Here is a 17,982-nt window from a genome sequence, read left to right on the forward strand (position 1 = left end):
ACACCCCTCCCTTCGTATGTTCGGGGTGTGGGTTAGGAGACGGTCTGTCCGACGTTCCAAAAGAAGTTGATCAGCGTCACAGATGCGCCGGTGATGATCGCCGCCGCGCACGAGATGAGTACGCCGATCTTCCCGCGGGAGGCCAGGTGCGGGTTGGAGCTGTTGGAGCCGAAGCCCCAAACCACGGCGCTGATGATCAGTGCCAGGACGGAGAGGATCAGTCCGATTGTCATTACCGCCCCGACCACGGTCCGGAGGGCAGCGATGCCGGGCAGCCCGGAGTCGTTCGGGGTGATGTTGATATCCGCAGGTAACACCGCGGTGATAGCGATGAGGGTGTCGAGGGCAGCAGACATGGGAGGGGCTCCTTCACGAGAACTGGTGAGCCACCAGGCGGTGGTCACCAGAACAGGTGCGGGACGCAAACGCGCTTAGAGTGTGTCGCCGAGGTTCAGCAGGAAGTTCATCCAGGCAACTCCCGCCCCAGCTAGGACGGCTCCGCCAAGAGCGACGAACACCCCGACCTTGCCTTTCGCAGCAGCCTGGAAATTGCCACTGGAAGAAGACACCGCCCAGACGATTCCTGAGATCACCATCATCAGTACGGCGATGATCAACGTGATGGTCAGGAGTGCACCGACTATGCCGATGAGGGTGCCGCGTCCGCCCACACTGTCGATGTTCGGGTAGACGTTCTCCGCCAAACGGATCAAAGGTAAGACGGGCGAGATGCGCATGGGGTTCTCCTGACGGGGCACGAGTGAGTCGGGTACTGGTCAGGTGCGCACGCTAATCGAGCCTCTGTCAGGCGGTGCAGCCCGGGCCGCCGCCGACGGGAGCGTCCAGGCCTTCGATGCCGCGTGCGGCGAGCCATGGTTCCGCGTCTATCGCAGGATGGTTCGCGCCGCCGGGGTGGACTTGGAAGTGCAGATGAGGGCCGGTGGAGTGGCCGGAGGAGCCAACGTCGCCAATGTGTTGACCCGCGATGATGCGTTGCCCAGCAGTGACGTGGATGCCGTGCTCCCACATGTGGATGTATCTCGTCGCGACTTTTTCACCGCCGATCGTGTGTTCGATGGTGATCTCTCCGGAGAACCCTTCGACCATGCCTGCGTAAGTGACGATCCCGTCTGCGAGGGCGAAGATCGCAGTCCCATCGGGGGCAGCCCAGTCGGTGCCGGAGTGCAGGCGGGCTTCGCCTGTGATCGGGTCGATTCGCGGGCCAAACGTTGAGGTCTGCACGTAGCTGCCGGTCGGTAGTGGGAACACCAGCCGGGACGTTTCTGGAATCGCGATGTCTCCAGGGACACCATTGCCTTTGCCTCCGCGGAGGGTGAGGGCGTCGAGGATGGTCCGGGCAACAGGTTCATAGTTTTGGTACCGGTCCGGGTAAGCGGAGACTTCTACCGCTTGGGCAGCCTCGCCTTTATCCATCTGCTGCCACCCTGGAATATCCAGAAGCCCTCGAGGGCTCGGATAGTTGGGGCCATCTGGTCCGCCGTAGAAGGCGCGAGCCTGGTACTTCGGATCCATGAGCTCGGCCACGGTTCCCCACCCGGATTGTGGGCGCATCTGGAACAGTCCGAGCGAGTCATGATCGGATCCGTTCCCGTCATTCGGAAAGTCCCCGGATTCGGGGTAGGTGCCGGTGTTGGCGAGCTGGCGCAACGTGGACTCGGTCAGTGCAGCCATGAGCGCGATCAGAACTCCTTCCCGCCCTACCCCGGGAATGTTCGATCCGGTGGTGATGATCGTGCCCGCGTGGGTGAGTTGCTGCTTGTTCAGCGTGAACGTGTGCCCGTCCTTCATCGTCACTTCCAGGGAGTCTGGGATCGGACCGAGGGTGATGCCGGAGGCGATGCAGTGCGCCTGATTGAGCACTGCAGGGTTGACCAACACACCGACCCCAAGGAGTCCAATCATTGGGGTGAGGAGCATCCCAATGAGGGCGAAGACGAGCAACTTTTTCATCAGAGCGCTCGCTTACCGGAGGGGGTTGTCGAGTTCGGACAGTCGCAAGAGATGGCAGCGATCGAACACCGGTTCACATGAGATGAAAATAGTGAACGCGACCGGATGCGCGGAAGTCACGGGCTCGTCGTACCAGACACCTTCGCGATGCCGGATGCCCTCGACGGTTAAGGCGTGGGTGCCCTCGACGATTTGCCCACCAGACGCTACGACTGCTTCCGTCCACAGGTCCGGAACGAACACCTGCTCAATCTGAATCTGCTGGGAGGTGCGATACTCCGCGAGGTCTCGCCACGTCGACGCTGAGGGGAAATAGTCATCGAGATCCGAGATGAGCCCTGGGGCTTCGGTGCCCGTGGGATCGGCGTCCGCAATCAGCACACCCCGGTGATCGGCCGGGGTGAGCAAGGTGAACGTGTCCCACTCGAACAGGGCGACCGTAACTGCCCGCGCGTACGCCTCCGGGTCATTCGTTTTCGGGAGCGAGGGAAGCCGGGCACCCAACTGGTCGTCTGCAGCGACAGTAGGTTCCGACGGCGCGGCGGGGCTTGTCGCAGGTGGGGTGCTTGCCTGTTGAGGGCCGGTGACGAGGCCGTAGATCCCGACGGCGGCGAGACACGTGACGACGAAGCCGGTGATGGTCAGGATGATGAGTAGTCGCTTCCTGCGATGCTGCTCAGAGTGTGGCGATGACATGGGCGCGGGCCTTCCTGCCAGGCGAAATGGGGTCACCCGGTAGGTGCGCGCCCCACCCGGAAGAGCGGTTCAGCGCGAGAGGCCGCGCTCGTTTCCGGTCACACCGCTGGGGTTGTTCTCCTCAGGAGTGAGGGTTGCTTCCCGCGCCGTGAGTGCTTCGGCGAGGGCAGCGAGTTGGTTCGGCGCGGCAACGATGTGGCGGTCAGGCTGCCACGCGATGTACCCGTTCTCGGCTTGAGCTTTCATCACGAGATGAATCACCTGTTCGGTGGAGGCTGCCGCGATCGTCAACCAGCCCGATGCATTGACTGCGTGTTCCTGCCCAGCCGTCCGGTCCCCGTTGTCCGTGGCAGCGAACTGGCCGTGTCCCTCGTGCCAGGCCGCCAATTGCTGCAGCGACTGCTGCACCCCTGACAAAGCATGGTGCAAGGAACCGAGCACCTCGTAAGTGTCGACGGGAGTCTCGAAGCTCCGGGTTGCGTAGGCAAGACCTCGAGCGGCTTCTCCGAGCTCGTCGGCGTCGACCTTCGGATCCTCAAACGTCGGCATCACGAGCCTCCTCCCGTAGTTCACGGGCACCGCGCGCGAAGTCGAGAAAACGGTGACTTTCGATGATGTAGCTCTCGACGAGTTCCCACTGGGCGTCATCGGCGTGCTTACCGAAGTCCTCCGGGTCGTAGCGGTCCCACCAGCCGTGCTCGCGGCGCAGCAGATCGACGAGCTTACGGATCGCGTGCTTTTCCCGTAGCAGCGGATCCACGTCCTTCCATCCGACCAGTGCAGGATCGGTCGCGGCCTTGTGGATCTCGGTCACCCGGGCCAGGGCGAGGCCCGATTCTTTCGCCGCTTCTGCAGGAGATGCGACGTCTTGCAGGGTGCGGAGCTCCGCCGCGGCAGCGGTGCGAGCCTGCTCGGGAGTGTCCGGATGTTCAGCCATACGGGTGAGACGGGCTACGTTCTGCCTGGTCTTCACTGCCTGGTATCGGCCATTGACCTTCCGGTCCTCGTTGATCTCCAACAGTGCTTCGGCCGCGTGTTGGCGCACATAGGGGTCTTCGGCGTCGTCGGCAGCGATCTGTTTGAGCTGGTTGATCTGTTCCAGCATTGTCCGTGAGTCCCTGCCGGTCACCGCTCGCGCAGCCTGCACCCGGGCTTTCCCTTCATTGGGTGAGCGCCACGGGGGTGCCGACTCGGCACCCCCGGCCACACCCTCTCTGGAGCCCGGGTTCTCGGTGAGTCGCTGCTCGCGGCTTGCCGCCCCGAACCGGGTGGCGGCCTCTCGTCGTTCGGCGTCTTCGGCATAGAGCGCTTTGAGTTCTTCATAGAGCTCCGCCTGCTCAAGCGGCCTGAGTGTCTTCTGAAGCGTCTGCTCGTCACGGATCGCGAGAACGTAGGAGAGCTTGTCGGAAACACCGGGAACTACCCAGACGGGGGTGACACGCATCCCGAGTTTCTCCATCGCCGCGACCCTGCGGTTCCCGGTGATAATCACGTACTCCTCGGTGACCGCGGGAGGGTTCAACACCCCGGTGCGTTGGATCGACGCACACAGCTCGTCCAGATCATCATCGAGGTCACGCCGGTACTGTGAGCCCCTTTTGAGTTGGTCGATCGAATGTTCCAGAATCAGATGTCCCCGAGTCACAACGACTGCCCTCCGTCCCGCCCGTCAGGCAGGCAAGCACTGCGCCGGGAGGTTTCGACGAGGTCTTCGTCGCGGAGGAGATCGGCGACGTCATCCCCGAGGAGCACACGGGCGAAGAGCCCGTACTGACCGGTCTTCCGCTTCCCGGTCTTGGTGCCGATGACCAGACGGACGAGCGCCGCCCATTCTTCAGGGGTGTACCCGAGGCGGATCGCGATGTGCCGTTCTTTCGACACGATCTCAACCGCAGATCCTCGCGAGGACAGCCCCGTAACACGGTGGGCGATGTAGTCCACCGCCTGCTCGACCGGGCGTGCGGGCCAGTCGGTGAGGACGAGGAACACGCAGGTGGCGCGGATGACCCGATCTGCCGAATGATCCTCGTCGCCGAGTTCTCTGGCGTAGAGGGAGTGGGCGTGCGGGTGGACATCGTAGAAGAACTCCTCGTAGTGGCCGGCGCGCATTGGCTCTTCGCGGGGGCGTTTCGAGGGTCTGCGCGCCTTGTCCTGGGAGGTCATGTTGCGGTCGGCGTGTACTTCGGCGGCGATGCCGAGCGCGACTGCCCGAGTGACCACCGCCCACGGGTCATCAGCGCGCAGCGTGGTTCGCTGCCTCATTGCGACGAACGCCTCATATGCGGCATCGGCCGGTTCTCGACGCCACGCTTTCGCAATCGGCGTGTACTTCTGAGTGGCGTAGAGCATCAGTTCTGCAGCGACCGGGCTCGTCGCCCACGCGTTGTGTTCGTTCAACTCCGTGAGCAGCTCACGGAGCCCTTCCCCGGTGGTGAAATCCGGGATCGATGGGTGGTTCTGGGATGAGTGGTGATGGTTCATAGCGACTCCCTCAAGAGAAAATTTCTGTCGGTGATGTGTAGGTACGATTCCCATCCCGCGAAACCTCGAAAGGGACCACAGCCCACAAATCGCATCCGCTGCGGGTATGCCTGCCGGGCCAGTTTTTGGCGCGGTGGCATGGGGAAAGCAGCAGACGTGCCCGGTGTCGGGGGTCTGTGATGGTGCCGGCCGGGGTGTGTGAACGGCCTGGACGGCAGAGGTTTTGGTTAGCGGGTCGGGGTGTCGTGCGGCACCTGGGTGGTGCCGGGACGAGGATCATTCATCGGCTCACCCCCGTTCTCCCGAGCGAACGCCGGAGCGTTGCCGTCTGGGTGATATCTGGGTCCAACTGGTCTTGCCGTTTGGCGAGTCGTTCCTGCAACTGGGCACGTCCGTCACGGACGCCTTCTAAGACAGCCTCATGGAGGCGGGTATTCAGGTCCGCGCCGCGGTCAACGATGGCCCCCGCCGTACGGGCGGCAAGATCGGTGGGTCGCACCCATTGCACTCCCGGACGTTGCGACGCCGGATCAACGTCGTGGAGGGAGAGCGTCGGGTCCCCGTGGGTCGCGAACTCGCTCGCCCGCCGCTCCGCCGCCGTCGCCGCAGTGGTCTGCGGGGTCGGATCGGCATCGGGGTGGCGTCGATCTGGGGCCGGGGTAATGAGGTTCATTGGGTCAGTCATGGGTGTCTCCGTTCTGTCGACGGTCAGGTGTGTTCAGCCAGCGGCCCACGGTCGTGGGATGCACACCGAGCTCGGTGGCGATCTGTCGCTTCGACACCCCGTCGGCGTTCAGCGTCAAAGCCCGCAACCGTGCGTCCTCTCGCGAAGCAGGAGCCGTGCCGTTTGGTGTGGAGTGTGGGACATGAGGCGTAGAAGTACGATCCGCCTCCGAAGGAACAGGCTTCGCAGTGGGCGTCACCGATTGGCGGCCTGTGGGTCTAGCTTCGTCGATCACGGCATGCTGCTTCGTGTCCATCGAAGCGACGACCGGGGTGGTGTTGCGGGTTAGTTCGACCGTGAGATGTGTCATCGCCAGCAGCACCAACGGTGGCACCGACGCGACCAACGCGGCTATGAGTGCCGGGACACGGGTATCAGCAGAGACGACAGCGTGGGTGATGTTGGCTGCGACCGACACTCCTGCCCCGGCAGCGAGGAGCAGCCAGGCGAATCGCCGCGCTGATGGTGTGGAGTTTCGCAAGGCGACGACGCTGACGGTGGCTTCCAGGATCACGCCGTCGACTATGAGCGGCCAGATCCATGCCTGCTCTGAGGGGATCCCGGAGAGCACAGCAAGGTCTTGAAGTGTGGTGAATGACAGCCAGAACGCGCCGAGCGCGAGAAGAATTGTCCCGGTTACGGCGAGGACAATCACAAACCGTGACACCCCAGAACCCGCAGGCGGCCCTGCCGTATCCGAGCCCGGCACACCGTCACTCCAAGTGGGGGTGCTAGGCGTTAGGGCGTGTGTGGTCATCGTCCGACCGGAGCCTTCACGATCAACGTGGATACAGTGCTTTCGCCAGGGTCGTAAGGGACTTGGGCACTGTGGTGCGCGGACCGGATCGTCGCCGCAATCTCCCGTGAGGCAAGGCCCGCCCGTGTTGCCGCCGGCCCCAGCACAGTAGTGGTGCGTAGTTCGGTCATGCCGGCCTCGGCGAGGCGGCAGGCCGCCCAGAACAAGCCCGCGTTTCGGTTGCCCTCCGGCAGGAGCGCTACCCAGTCGGCAATCCGTTCCACCGATTTGTCCTGCACCAACGAAGAGCCAGATGAGGATCGGGACGTCGGAATAGGCTGCGGAGTGAGGAAGTCTCGGATCGCCTCGGCGTCCACGGGGCTTGGTTTCTTGCCGAGAGCGATCACTTCGTAACCGCGGTCGCCACGGTCGGTGGTGACCGTGGAGGGCGGTGCGATGATGTATCCGCCCGTGCTCCGGAAATCGACATGTGTGTGTCCTCGCGACCACGATGGAGATGCTTGCGCCGGGTCTGCCGGGTAGTAGAGGTGGAGGCCACCCGAGGGTGAGCGGACCGCTTGCCCCCATCCATGGACCAGCCCACGTTTTTGCAGGCTGTGCAGGATTGGAAACCCGGTGCCCGCCGCGTGCACATCGACGTCTAGGACATCAACCAGGCTGCCGGTGGGGATGCCAATATTCGCGGTCGGAACCCGATCCCACCAGCGTGCGACTTGCCTCGGGTCGGTGCTGGCATCGTGGAACCCGCGCTTCGTGAGGGGTCGTTTTCCGCCGGGCACGCAGGGAAACACTGCCACCCCGGCGGTCGCGTATGCAGCCGCAGCGTCGGATAGGTTGGCAGGGAGGCGCATGGGCAGCGGCCAGGCGATGGGGTCGTTGATATTCATGTGCGCCTCCCTCGTGACACCGGTTCCAGACTCTTATGAATGTGGTGTCACCAATCCAGGTGCGGCAGCGCCACTGCTGCCCCCCACGGCAAGGTGTCACCCAGCGGTCAGCTACTCCGCGTCAAAGCATTCGTTCAGATCTCAACGCCTACCCGAGCCTTCGATCGTTTGGCCAGCATTTCGGGTAAAGATGCGCGGATTTGTATAGAACATGCGTCAAATCGTCAAGTCCACCGCACCACGCTGCCGCGATGGTCGAGTATGAATTTGCTACAAATGCCGCCCCGGATGACGGTCTGTGGATGGCGATTCGGGGTCCTCCGGGCCGGAGCCGAGGTGCTGTTCTCGGTCAGCGAGGAGGTCACCTAAGAGGACTCCACGCTCGAGTCTTGTCAACGGTACTTCGGAAGTTGCGTCACTGAAATTTGCAGGGGTCACCCCGGTGCGACCGGTGCGGAGAACCGCCGCGTTCACCTGCCGCAGTACCGCCGCTGCATCGTGCTGTTCGGTGTGCTGTTCGATGATGCGTGCGACCTCGTTCAGTGTGGCGCTGTCGTGCTCGACTGGAGGGAATGCCGCTGATGCTGTAGTCCCCTCACCGATCGGCATCCTGCCGACAACGACCCGAAACTCACCAGCGCCATCGAGTCCCTCCGCGTCATATACGCCCGGTGGAATCCAGTCATGAGCTTCTGATGCAGGCCCGGCATACAGCTCGCCTCGGTCTGGGTCTGCGGGGTCGGAGATGCGCACATCTGGGTCCGCAGCGAACAGCATCGCCTCCAACTGTTCCCGTTGCGTTCGGTCCAGCAGCGGTACCCCTTGCCCGGCCGTCTCCCGTTCCACGACCGTTCGGAGAGTTTGGATCGCGATCAGGTCCGCGGGAAGCCACTCCCGATGGAACTTTTCCGGCAGGAACATCGTCCGCGGTCCGCCCTCAGCAAGTAACCCCTGGAGGGCATGTTCTCGATGCCTAGCGAGGTCGGTGAACGCGGTGCGCCACTGCCCGTGATCCCACGCAAACCGCATATCCTCAAATTCGCCCTCGTACGCGGGCGCAACGGTGACGAGGTAATCCTCTTTCACCGGCTCCACGGGCAGCTGTTCTCGTTCGATGAGGTCGATGAGCCCATCACGAACACGCTCCGCTCGCTCCAGCTTCGTGAGCGTGTCTGGGAGTCGTGAGGCTTGGATTGCGAGTGAGAGGCATTCGTCGCGCCACTGTTCGTGTGCTTCATCGAAGCCTTCGGTGTCGGGTGCACCGTCGGGGAGGCTGAAATTGCTGGTGTGGGGTTCGGGCGGGAACATCTCGGCCACGATCTCCGGTATCCCGCTCTCCTCGAATGATTCCCACCCCGGCGACGGAATCACAACCTGGCGAGGTGTCGCTGCCGGAGTGCCGGTGACGGGGATCCACGAAGTGATGCTCGACACGTCACCGCCGAAGTCCTCCCCGAACACCCGATCCCCATCGGTGCGAATCGTCTCAGGTTCACCGGCAAGTTCTTCAACAAGTACCTCATTCACGATGTAGTCAGCTTCGGCCTGACTGCGCGCGAGGACATCGAACTCGATCACCACCCGGTGCGGGGTCAACGGATCAGGAACATATCCCAGCGGTGGCGTGACGTTGATATCAGACATGGCAAGTTTCTCCTTTATTTAGTGGCCCGACTATCTGCACGCGATGCGCACGTCAGGCGCGGGTCAACCGCAGGCAGTACTTCCGGGATAGGCGGCCCCACCGGTGTTGTCCAGCGGATCGGGTGAAGATGCGGCTCTGAGTATGAAACATGCGTCAAATCGTCATGTTCGCGGGCCTCACTGAGACCGAGTATCTCGACGTAGTGCCGGTGGGTCATAGGCTGTGCGCAGGGCCGGGATGCTGGCGTCGGGGGTCATCTGGAGCGTCCACACTCAGTGACTGCTCACGCGCCTGGAGCGCACTGTCCAGGTACCGGTTCACAACGGTACGGTTCGTGCCATCGGCCCCACCGGTCGTCGGGATCTGGTGGAACGAATACGACGGATACGGGGTTGCCTCCCGCAACGCCTCCAACCAGTCGTCGACGTCTTCGGGTAGGACCCAATCTTGCGGTGGCGGATTCGATTCCAGGAACTCCGTCGCACCCTCGTAGGCGGGTGAGTCGTCGATCATCTCGTGGATCATCACCGCCATGGTCCGTGCCAACGTCACCGGGTTTCGGTCGGCGATCACCGTTGGATCTTCCTCGGTGTCATCAGACCAGAGGATCACCCCGAGGAACAGATATGCGGGCACACTTCGTGGCGTCACGTTTGCTTCCAGGGAGGCTGGGGTGTTTGGTTCTTCATCAGGGAGGCCGGTGGCCATGATTGTTCCTTTCCATATGCTGGTGCGCCGCCCGTTGTTACGGGGCGGTATACCTGTCAGGTAGGCAACCAATCAGTGCATGCCGTTGTCGCTGGCGAGTTGTTGATGATCCGTTCCTTGGCGATCTAGTTGTGATGTCCAGGGACGTTTTTGAGTCGGTCGAAGGGTGTGCCGGCAATCGCAGAGTGGTGTCGGTGGTGGTTGTAGAAGTGGAGCCAGCCGGGCAGTGCCAGGCGTCGTTCGGCTTCTGAACCGTAAAACCTGGCATAGGCCCATCCGTCCCCGAGCGTGCGGTGGAATCTCTCGATCTTCCCGTTCGTCTGCGGCCGGTAGGGGCTTGTCCGCTTGTGTCGGATGCCGAGCCGAGCGCAGAAGTCTCTCCATGCGTGGGATCTGTAGGCCGACCCGTTGTCGGATAGGACTCGCTCGACGGTCACGCCTCGTTCGGCGAACCAGTCCACGGCGCGTTCGAGAACTCCCACCGCTGTGCTCGCCTGCTCGTCCGAGCAGATTTTTGCATATGCGACGCGGGAGTGGTCGTCGATGACTGTGTGAACGAACGCCGTTCCGGTGCGCGGCTTGTGGTCTTTTCCTCGTGGCAATCCCGGAGTCGCGAGCTTGTCCCGTGCGCCTTGCTGCCGACCTACGTAACGATGTCCACCGCCGTCGGGGATGTTGCCGAACTTCGTGACATCGACATGAATCTACAATCCCGGATAAGGATGCTCATATCGCCTCAAGGGCTCGCCAGTGACACTATCGATATGCGAGAGGCAGTTTACGACGCGGCAACGGACGAGGACCGCGTGAACAGTGGACGTCGAGAGGCCAAGTCGCGCAGCGATCTGGGCTGGCCCCAGTCGAAGCCGCCAGCACAGGTTGATGATCTTCTTCTTGACATGCTCGGGCGTCCTGCCTGGGATCCGGTGCGGCTTGCTGGAGCGATCCTGCATCCCAAACTCACCCTCTTCCTGGTAGCGACCGGCCCATTTCCGGGCCGTGATCGGGAGACCATGAACATCTTTGCGGCGATCGTGGCCGGATAGCCGTCTTCGATAATCAGACGGGCTAACCGGAGACGGGTACGAGGAGTGAGAAGCGCATTTGGATGATTCATCAATTGGCCTCCACCGCGGTCTTCGTGAGCGCGCGCCCTGTGAGAAGCATGATGACGAGAGCGATCGCTGTCAGCACCGAGGCGACCCAAATCGGCGCGATCAACCCCAGCCCGGTCGCGAGCCCGAACGCACCAAGCACCGGCCCCGCGGCAGCTCCGATGTTCAGCGCCGCGGTGGCGTATGAACCGCCCATCGTTGGCGCACCCGATGCTGCATACAGCACGCGCGTGATCAGAGTGCTGCCAACACCGAACGACAGAAAGCCCTGAATCAGGACGAGGACGATAAGCGCAACGGGATGGGACGCGACCACTGCCAACACGATCCAGCCTGTCAGCAATAGCGGTCCGCCGACTGCGAGCACGAGGCCAGGTCGTTGATCTGATAGGCGTCCTGCGATCGTGACGCCAAGGAACGATCCGATGCCGAACATCACCAGCACGATGGACACCCACCCATCAGTCAAGCCCGCGGTCTTGGTCACGACGGGTGCCAGGAAGGTGAATGCTGCAAAGGTCCCTCCGTTGATCAGCGCCCCGAGTGCCATGGCCAAGATGAGCCGCGGCGTCGCCAACTGGCTGAGCTCGACACGGAGCCTTGGTGAGGTCGCGCTAGTCGCGCTCCGACCAACGTTGTTCGCGACTCCACGAATGACTCCAACGGCCGCGGGAATACAGAGGATGGCGATCGCCCAGAACGTCGTTCGCCAACCCAGCGCTGTGCCGAGCAGTGCCCCGGCGGGGACGCCCACTACGGTTGCGATCGTCGTGCCGGAGAGCAGGATCGACAGTGCACGCCCCTTCTGATTCGCTGGTACGAGGGTTGTGGCCGTGCTCAGTGCTACGGCGAGGAATCCTGCGTTTGCGAGAGCGCTGAGCACCCTGGTGATGAGCAGGAGAGAGAACACGGGTGTCATCGCTCCGATGACGTGGCTTCCCGCGAAAACGATAAGGCAGACGATCAATGTGAGCCGCGGTGGCCAACGGCGAGCGAACGCCGCCATCACTGGTGCGCCGATGACCATACCGACCGCGAATGCAGAGGTCAGCAGGCCTGCAGTGCCGACCGAGACGTCAAGTTCGGTCGCGATCGCAGGGAGTAACCCCGCGAGCATAAATTCTGAAGTGCCCATGACGAAGACCGCCAGGGCAAGCATGTATAAAGCAAAAGGCATCGAGTACTCCGAGGTGTGAGATCAAGAGATGGTTCTTCTTGTCACCACGGCCAGCGCCCCGGGTACGCCAGACATACGCCCACAGAGATCGTGGGCGTTGTAACTAGTGGTTCAAGGGGCTGGCGGCGTGACCGACAACCCCTGACCTGTCTGATTCGGGACTCGACATACCCCAAACTCTACACGCCTTCAATGGCGAGCGGTCTGGACAGATACTTCTTGAATAGGCACGGGGTCATTGCGCGCGGGGGCAGAACAACGTCCCTGGACATCACCGGACTGACGAGAATGCCGGAGAGTCCGCCATGACCGCGGTCGTCTCGTGAGCAATCCGTCCGTCTCCGCGTAGCTAGCTGCAAGAATCGGGTTTGCCGCCCTCCAGTGATCTGGCGAGGACCGATGTGGCCGAATTGATGTTCAGCGGCCCAACCGAGATTGAATCAACGGCAAGTATGCCGGATCCTTCTCCACCGCCACCACTCGAAACCCAGCGCTGACTGCGGCCTCGATGGTGGTCCCGGATCCGGCGAACGGTTCCAACACGGTGCCGCCCGGCGGGGTGAGCAGGGTGATCAGCCAGCGCATGAGTCCGAGCGGTTTCACTGTCGAATGCGACACCCCGAACGCGCGGGGACGTTCGGCCTGTGAAGGCTTGTGTTCAAAACGGAAGATGGGGAATTTCCGTGACAGCGACTCGCCCTGCCACGTCCCCGTCAACACATCTAAAGAGTCCGCCTGGGACGCATCGAAAGCGACATTCGTCGGCCACCGGTCATCGGCAAACCGGGCTCCGTCAATGTTGATCCCGCCGACACCATGCGCGAGCACGTTCCGGACTGTGTTCTGCTCGGGTGGCTTGCGGGCGATGATGATCGGCTCGAACGCCGGACGCAACGCCGTGCCCCACCCCTCCCAGAGCTGTGCGTCTTCCGTCACGGGTGTGCCCTTCGAGAGCACCGTGCGCGTCGCACCGAGCACACCATCATGCTCGGTGGTCTGCACCGTACGGTCGGGACGGTGCGCACCGTGGTGTTTGTCGAGTGCGTGCGAAAGGTCCATCGACTTCGGCATCCCAGTGGTGTGCAGCCAGGCAATCTGATCCCGGATCTCAAACCCGGCGTCCTCGATGCCGCGCACCATCCTGTGCCATGTGCGTGCACCACCGAACACTGCAATGTGTGCGCCCGGCTTCAGCGCGTGCAATGCGCCGTGCGCCCAAGCGGTGCACCAGGCCTCGAATATCTCTGGCCCAGTCATTGCGCTGGTATCGAGGTGAGAGAGGGAGTCGCGGAACCCACTGGCGTCGTCCCAGGAGTGCCCGTTGAAGCTGAGCCCGTAGGGCGGGTCGGTGACCAGGGCATCGATACTCGCCGCCGTGAGGAGCGGGAGGAGCTGGACGGTATCGCCCTCGTAGAGCGTGACCTGGTCGTCGGCGTAGCTGGGTGCGGGTAAGTGCCCGGCGGGCATAGCCGGTGGCGGCGTGGGGTCGGGCATGGTGGAGCTCCCTGCTGTTCGGGGCATGTCCGCCGCTGTGTCGGCATGACAGGCTCACCCAGCAGGTACGGGGCCAACCGCAGAACGACGAGGCGACACAAGCCACGTGTCGCCTCGAGCCGAGAGCGCCGATTTCACCGCTTCGTGCCATCCGACGAGCCGATCGAGTTTCGCTGATTCCCAGTGCCTCAGATCTCCCACACACGATCGGCAATCAACGTGAAATCGCCGACCCGGCCACCACCATTCGCTACCTGGCGAAATTGGCGGAGGTGGTCCGGCCACATCCTCCCAATGCTGACAGCTTAAAATGTTGGGCCGGAAACCTGCCGAGTATCCCTGCGGCACAAGTCGGTAGATTTTACCATCTTGTATGCGAACCTGCTGTCATATGCTGATTGACATGGCACCGAAACCTGAGTTCACATCCGACGACTACGTGGATCCCAACGTTCCCGAAGACGAATTGCGCATCCGCTCCGACCATCCGCAGGTCCGAGACCTGTCTTACGACCGCAGTCGCATGCGCCAGCTAAATGACCTCTACAAAGGCGCAATGTTCGACCCCGGTTGGGATCGAAATGATGCACTCGATCCCGATGACGAATCGACTTGGCAAACCGAGCGCCTCGAGCTTTACATCAAGGAACGTGCGCGCGGCAAAGGATACGTCTCTGACTTCATCTACAACAGTCGAGACTTACCCGTCACTGTTTATGGCATTCTGATCAATCGCGGCCGGGGGCTGGAGATTGCTGAGCTAGAACTCTTCCGAACCTCTTGGGGATACTTTGATGACTGGGGCGACTTCGTCGGCGAGGATGGCAACGACCAGCAGAAAGAACGCAGCGAACCTGAGCAGCTCATCACCAGCGATGTCTTGCGACGGATCCCACTTGGAAGAATCGTCGCAATGGCGCAGCAATCCCTGGCCCACGAGGCATGGCGCACCGATGGCCTCCAGGTTCTCATGGGACGGGATCGTGGACCCGACGAACTTACTTCCGAAGAAGTCAACGCCCTCGAGTCAGGCGCGCGTGCCGCCAAGCAGACCAAACGAGGACGCCCGCCACTTCCGGACAGCACCCTCACCGAGATTGCACACGCATATCTCGAAGAAGCACCTGCTGGAGTCGGTCTCCTCAAACGTCTCGCAGCACGCTTCGATCGTCCAGAGGCGACCGTCAGAGACTGGATCGCCTCTGCACGCCGCGAAGGGTTCCTCACTCCCGCGATTCCCGGAAAACGGGGCGCAGGTCCGGGACCTCGGCTCACCACGGATCAGACGCGACGTAGCCCGGGAGTGGACAATGCAGGTTGAAATGGACCCAGAGGAGACTGTCGCAAAGCTCTGGCAGGCGTGCGACCGTTGGACGGAACGTGCCGAGTGCTTCGAGAAGCTTGCGGATGCAGGGTTCCCTGACGGTTCACGACTACACCGAGATAATGCCAGCGCAACCGTCGGCGAGGACTCGCTCGCCGTATCGAGGTATGTCCAGGAGCGAGCGAGGAACGCTGCACGGATGCTGCGTGCACTACATCGGGATATCTTCAAGACTGAACCAGGGCGTTTCCACCTGGACGCGACGGTGCTGTACCCGCTGATGCGCGCTGCCATCGAGGATGCGACGACGATCGCTTGGCTTCAGGCTCCCGAGGATCGCAAGGAACGCCTCACCCGAGCGTTCCGTGCGCTATTCACCGACTCGCTCTATTTCACAGAGAACCACCTGCTTCTGGCTACTGCTGCACCTACCGTCGGCGCTGTGCCTGTGGAGATGGGTGAGGCACTTTCGGCGCACATCACTGCTGAGAGGACAGCAACACGGACACACTTCGAACGCCTCGCGGGCGAGTTGGGGCTCGACGTTTCCGAGTCGACGAGGAAGCTGACTACCAGCGCGCCGGTAAAGGTCCACTACGGCGATAACAGCGTGGAGTTTGCTACTTGGAAGTTTCTGAGCGACCTGAGCCACTTCTCTTTCATGATGTTGCGACACCTCGCGACCACACCGATCCCTGGCACACCGACACCTTTGCTCCATGCAACGATGCTCCAGTTCGCTCAGACAGTTAACCGAGTGTGCAGTGACGCAGCCGAGCGGATCGAACAGTCCGCATCCATCAGATAGAAACGACTCTTACAATGGCACATTCACTCCATTCGTCAATGACCCGCGCGCTAAAATGTCGGTTCGCGAAGCCCTGGGAACGCGAGACGGATAGGTTACGACCATGACGAAGCGGCGGTCCAGGACAAACCCTCAACTTGCCGAGGACAACGAGTGGCTACGCCGGCTAGATCGAATCTCGTTGGCCGTCGACGCCTGGCGGAAACGCGCCGAGAACCCGACGTCGCCTGAGCATGGAAGCTCGCTCGCGGCCGACTCCATGGAGGGGCTAAGTGTCGAGAACCCCATCTGGTACTCGATGTGCATCTCTTCCGAGCACCTAGATTTCGCAATCGACGCCATGCGGGCAACGAGCACGATGTATCCGACCGCCTATATGACCGTCGCGCGAACTGCGTTTGTCGCGGCCGTGAACGCGGTGTGGATGCTCGCACCGTCAGCGCGGCAAGAGCGTCGCGAGCGTGCGCTCAAGCTCCGTGCCGATGATCTTCGCGTTCAGGTGACATCTTTTCGCGATATGAAGATCCCGGACGGTAAACCCCAGGAAGCTCGCGCCGACCTCTTGGACCAGCTGCGTGAGCGGCAGGCCAGCCTGCAGTCGGTGGCGAAGTCACTCAGCATGACGGAAGATGTCACAAAGATCAGGTTCAATCAGACCAAGGCGATCGACTGGGTGGCTGAGCATATGCACGGCGTCGACGATGATCTCCTCATCGGTGCCACGCAATCCGTCTGGCGATCAGGCAGCGCGGCGGCTCACGCGCAGTACCACTTCGGCATTATGCGAGTCGACCGTAACGAGACGGTACGCGATGCTGGGGGCGGTTCGGTCGTGCGGCTCCGCGGCGATCTTGATAGCGACGTTGGCCCGGCCTTGGCAGCGGCAGCCATGACGCTGAGCGAAGCATTTCGGCTGTACGATCTCCGGCGCGTATCCCACGACCGCACTTGACTGTTGGCCGACCACGGAGGGCGTCGGGAGTTGCGGGTCTGCCACGGTGACGCAGACGTTTCTTGACTGAGGCTCAAGGTTGCGCGTAGTTCAAGGGAGCCGCGCGGGTATCGAATATAGTTCGTGACTTTCGTTGTGCTTGAAGCGCGCATAGGCGCGAGGGGCCACCCCGTATCTTTGCTTGAAGGCTCGCGATGCAACAGCAGGGTCGCTCCACCCGACGGCTGAAGCGATCTCTCCCACACCGAGTCTCGTGGTGGCAAGAAGCTCGGCCATTTGGTCTGTTCTCAGCTGACGAAGATATGCCGCCGGTGATATCCCAACCTGGGCACGAAATAGTCGGGCCAGTTGCGAGCCTGACAACGCGACCTCGCGGGCCAACACGTCAATCCGCCATGGACGCCCCAGATCGGCACGCATCAGTGCGATAGCCAGCGTCACCTCCCGACGCGGGGTTACCCCCGTAGCCATCGACACCTCGCTGAAATCCGATGGGATACCGTTCAGATGCCCCACCGCATGGAACACACTCGTTGCCATCGACAGCAGTGCGAAATCCCCGCCGTCACTATTACCCAGGCGCGCCAAGCGTCCAAGCGTTGGGGCAAGGTCACGCATCGCTGAGGCGGCCAGTTGCAACTGCTGGAGTTGTGGTTCGCATTTAAGCGCGCGGTGCAGATTGTGCACAAGGGGATGCGTAGCCGATAGCCATCGCATTTGATCGACCAGATACTCAGGATGGAAATAGAACGTCACCGTTCGTGCATGTCCGTCAGGGAATCCTCGACATTCGATACCTGCCGGAATCGTAAGAATGCTCCCCGATTCTAATAGCACCTCTCCCAAGGGTGAGGACACTCGCGCCCATCCCGAGATCGTGAACACAACCTTCACGGAGTCCACCACCACTGGCCCCGAATCGACATACGCAGTCTGTTCACGCACCGCCAGTGGGATCATGCCCGGATCGGGCATGATCCCCTCAGAAACGATTGTCATTGACCCTCGCTTCGGTGAAGACGACCTTCAGCTGATTGGTCGGCTGATGGACCTTCCAGTAGGCAGCACCGCACATCGCGCCTGAGCATGGAGAAGCAGCGTGCCCGATACTCGGACGCGGCACGGCACAATGAAGCGTTCTGCTTTGAGCCACGAGTGGTTCAAAGCAGAACTTCTCAGTCGTCATGTTCGACATAGCTAGGTGGTCAGTCGAAGTTCGGAAGTATCCGCACGATTCTCCATT

Annotated in this window: 19 protein-coding genes and 1 pseudogene; 3 read left to right on the forward strand and 17 right to left on the reverse strand. The window is 62.0% G+C overall.

The window, feature by feature from the left end; translation table 11 throughout:
• Positions 1–32: 32 nt before the first annotated feature.
• The 16 genes and pseudogenes from ACTNFJ_RS07650 to ACTNFJ_RS07725 form a co-directional block, all read right to left on the reverse strand.
• On the reverse strand, positions 33–356 hold the full coding sequence (locus ACTNFJ_RS07650; RefSeq protein WP_183664368.1) for a DUF6112 family protein: 324 nt from the start codon (positions 354–356) through the stop codon (positions 33–35).
• 75 nt (positions 357–431) lie between these two features.
• A complete protein-coding gene (locus ACTNFJ_RS07655) occupies positions 432–737 on the reverse strand; it encodes a DUF6112 family protein (protein ID WP_183664370.1) in 306 nt (101 codons plus the stop codon).
• Positions 738–804: 67 nt separating this feature from the next.
• Complete coding sequence (locus ACTNFJ_RS07660; protein WP_183664372.1) at positions 805–1,971, reverse strand: M23 family metallopeptidase; 1,167 nt, start codon at positions 1,969–1,971, stop codon at positions 805–807.
• A gap of 12 nt (positions 1,972–1,983) precedes the next feature.
• Positions 1,984–2,667, reverse strand: a complete 684-nt coding sequence (locus tag ACTNFJ_RS07665) for a type I phosphoribosyltransferase (RefSeq protein ID WP_188046636.1) — start codon at positions 2,665–2,667, stop codon at positions 1,984–1,986.
• 69 nt (positions 2,668–2,736) lie between these two features.
• Positions 2,737–3,216 carry a hypothetical protein gene (locus ACTNFJ_RS07670; protein ID WP_183664376.1) on the reverse strand — a complete coding sequence of 160 codons (480 nt, stop codon included), beginning with the start codon at positions 3,214–3,216 and terminating at the stop codon, positions 2,737–2,739.
• The gene (locus tag ACTNFJ_RS07675; protein WP_313276969.1) at positions 3,203–4,312 is read right to left on the reverse strand and encodes a ParB N-terminal domain-containing protein; all 1,110 of its coding nucleotides are present in this window, start codon (positions 4,310–4,312) and stop codon (positions 3,203–3,205) included. Before ACTNFJ_RS07675 ends, ACTNFJ_RS07670 begins: the two co-directional genes overlap by 14 nt.
• Positions 4,309–5,148, reverse strand: a complete 840-nt coding sequence (locus ACTNFJ_RS07680) for a hypothetical protein (RefSeq protein WP_183664380.1) — start codon at positions 5,146–5,148, stop codon at positions 4,309–4,311. The genes ACTNFJ_RS07675 and ACTNFJ_RS07680 overlap by 4 nt, the downstream gene beginning before the upstream one ends.
• A gap of 280 nt (positions 5,149–5,428) precedes the next feature.
• The gene (locus ACTNFJ_RS07685; protein WP_183664382.1) at positions 5,429–5,833 is read right to left on the reverse strand and encodes a hypothetical protein; all 405 of its coding nucleotides are present in this window, start codon (positions 5,831–5,833) and stop codon (positions 5,429–5,431) included.
• Positions 5,826–6,629 carry a DUF2637 domain-containing protein gene (locus ACTNFJ_RS07690; RefSeq protein WP_183664384.1) on the reverse strand — a complete coding sequence of 268 codons (804 nt, stop codon included), beginning with the start codon at positions 6,627–6,629 and terminating at the stop codon, positions 5,826–5,828. The genes ACTNFJ_RS07685 and ACTNFJ_RS07690 overlap by 8 nt, the downstream gene beginning before the upstream one ends.
• Complete coding sequence (locus ACTNFJ_RS07695; protein WP_183664386.1) at positions 6,626–7,516, reverse strand: bifunctional DNA primase/polymerase; 891 nt, start codon at positions 7,514–7,516, stop codon at positions 6,626–6,628. Before ACTNFJ_RS07695 ends, ACTNFJ_RS07690 begins: the two co-directional genes overlap by 4 nt.
• Before the next feature lie 270 nt (positions 7,517–7,786).
• Positions 7,787–9,160 (reverse strand): hypothetical protein, encoded by a 1,374-nt coding sequence (locus tag ACTNFJ_RS07700; protein WP_183664388.1) that lies wholly within the window; start codon positions 9,158–9,160, stop codon positions 7,787–7,789.
• 214 nt (positions 9,161–9,374) lie between these two features.
• Complete coding sequence (locus ACTNFJ_RS07705; protein WP_183664390.1) at positions 9,375–9,869, reverse strand: hypothetical protein; 495 nt, start codon at positions 9,867–9,869, stop codon at positions 9,375–9,377.
• Positions 9,870–9,994: 125 nt separating this feature from the next.
• Positions 9,995–10,986 (reverse strand): annotated as a pseudogene (locus tag ACTNFJ_RS07710) (IS481 family transposase).
• Positions 10,986–12,161 carry a chloramphenicol efflux MFS transporter Cmx gene (cmx, locus tag ACTNFJ_RS07715; protein WP_183664392.1) on the reverse strand — a complete coding sequence of 392 codons (1,176 nt, stop codon included), beginning with the start codon at positions 12,159–12,161 and terminating at the stop codon, positions 10,986–10,988. The pseudogene ACTNFJ_RS07710 and the gene cmx overlap by 1 nt, the downstream one beginning before the upstream one ends.
• A 21-nt stretch (positions 12,162–12,182) precedes the next feature.
• A complete protein-coding gene (locus ACTNFJ_RS07720; protein ID WP_011113070.1) occupies positions 12,183–12,236 on the reverse strand; it encodes a chloramphenicol resistance leader peptide in 54 nt (17 codons plus the stop codon).
• A gap of 342 nt (positions 12,237–12,578) precedes the next feature.
• Entirely contained in the window at positions 12,579–13,655 is a 1,077-nt protein-coding gene (locus ACTNFJ_RS07725; protein ID WP_241095361.1) for a DNA-methyltransferase, read from the reverse strand.
• Between the two features lie 403 nt (positions 13,656–14,058).
• On the opposite strand from ACTNFJ_RS07725, the gene ACTNFJ_RS07730 reads away from it, so the two are divergent.
• The 3 genes from ACTNFJ_RS07730 to ACTNFJ_RS07740 all read left to right on the forward strand — a co-directional run bounded on the left by ACTNFJ_RS07730 (position 14,059) and on the right by ACTNFJ_RS07740 (position 16,739).
• Complete coding sequence (locus tag ACTNFJ_RS07730) at positions 14,059–14,976, forward strand: hypothetical protein (protein WP_206348526.1); 918 nt, start codon at positions 14,059–14,061, stop codon at positions 14,974–14,976.
• Positions 14,966–15,787 carry a hypothetical protein gene (locus ACTNFJ_RS07735; RefSeq protein ID WP_271394424.1) on the forward strand — a complete coding sequence of 274 codons (822 nt, stop codon included), beginning with the start codon at positions 14,966–14,968 and terminating at the stop codon, positions 15,785–15,787. Before ACTNFJ_RS07730 ends, ACTNFJ_RS07735 begins: the two co-directional genes overlap by 11 nt.
• Before the next feature lie 103 nt (positions 15,788–15,890).
• Positions 15,891–16,739 carry a hypothetical protein gene (locus ACTNFJ_RS07740; protein ID WP_183664397.1) on the forward strand — a complete coding sequence of 283 codons (849 nt, stop codon included), beginning with the start codon at positions 15,891–15,893 and terminating at the stop codon, positions 16,737–16,739.
• Positions 16,740–16,829: 90 nt separating this feature from the next.
• Here the strand turns inward: ACTNFJ_RS07740 and ACTNFJ_RS07745 are convergent, their stop codons facing one another.
• Positions 16,830–17,738 (reverse strand): AraC family transcriptional regulator, encoded by a 909-nt coding sequence (locus tag ACTNFJ_RS07745; protein ID WP_271394425.1) that lies wholly within the window; start codon positions 17,736–17,738, stop codon positions 16,830–16,832.
• Positions 17,739–17,982: the final 244 nt, after the last annotated feature.

Origin of the sequence: Leucobacter shiyiweii (assembly GCF_052446065.1) — a bacterium.
GTDB lineage: Bacteria > Actinomycetota > Actinomycetes > Actinomycetales > Microbacteriaceae > Leucobacter.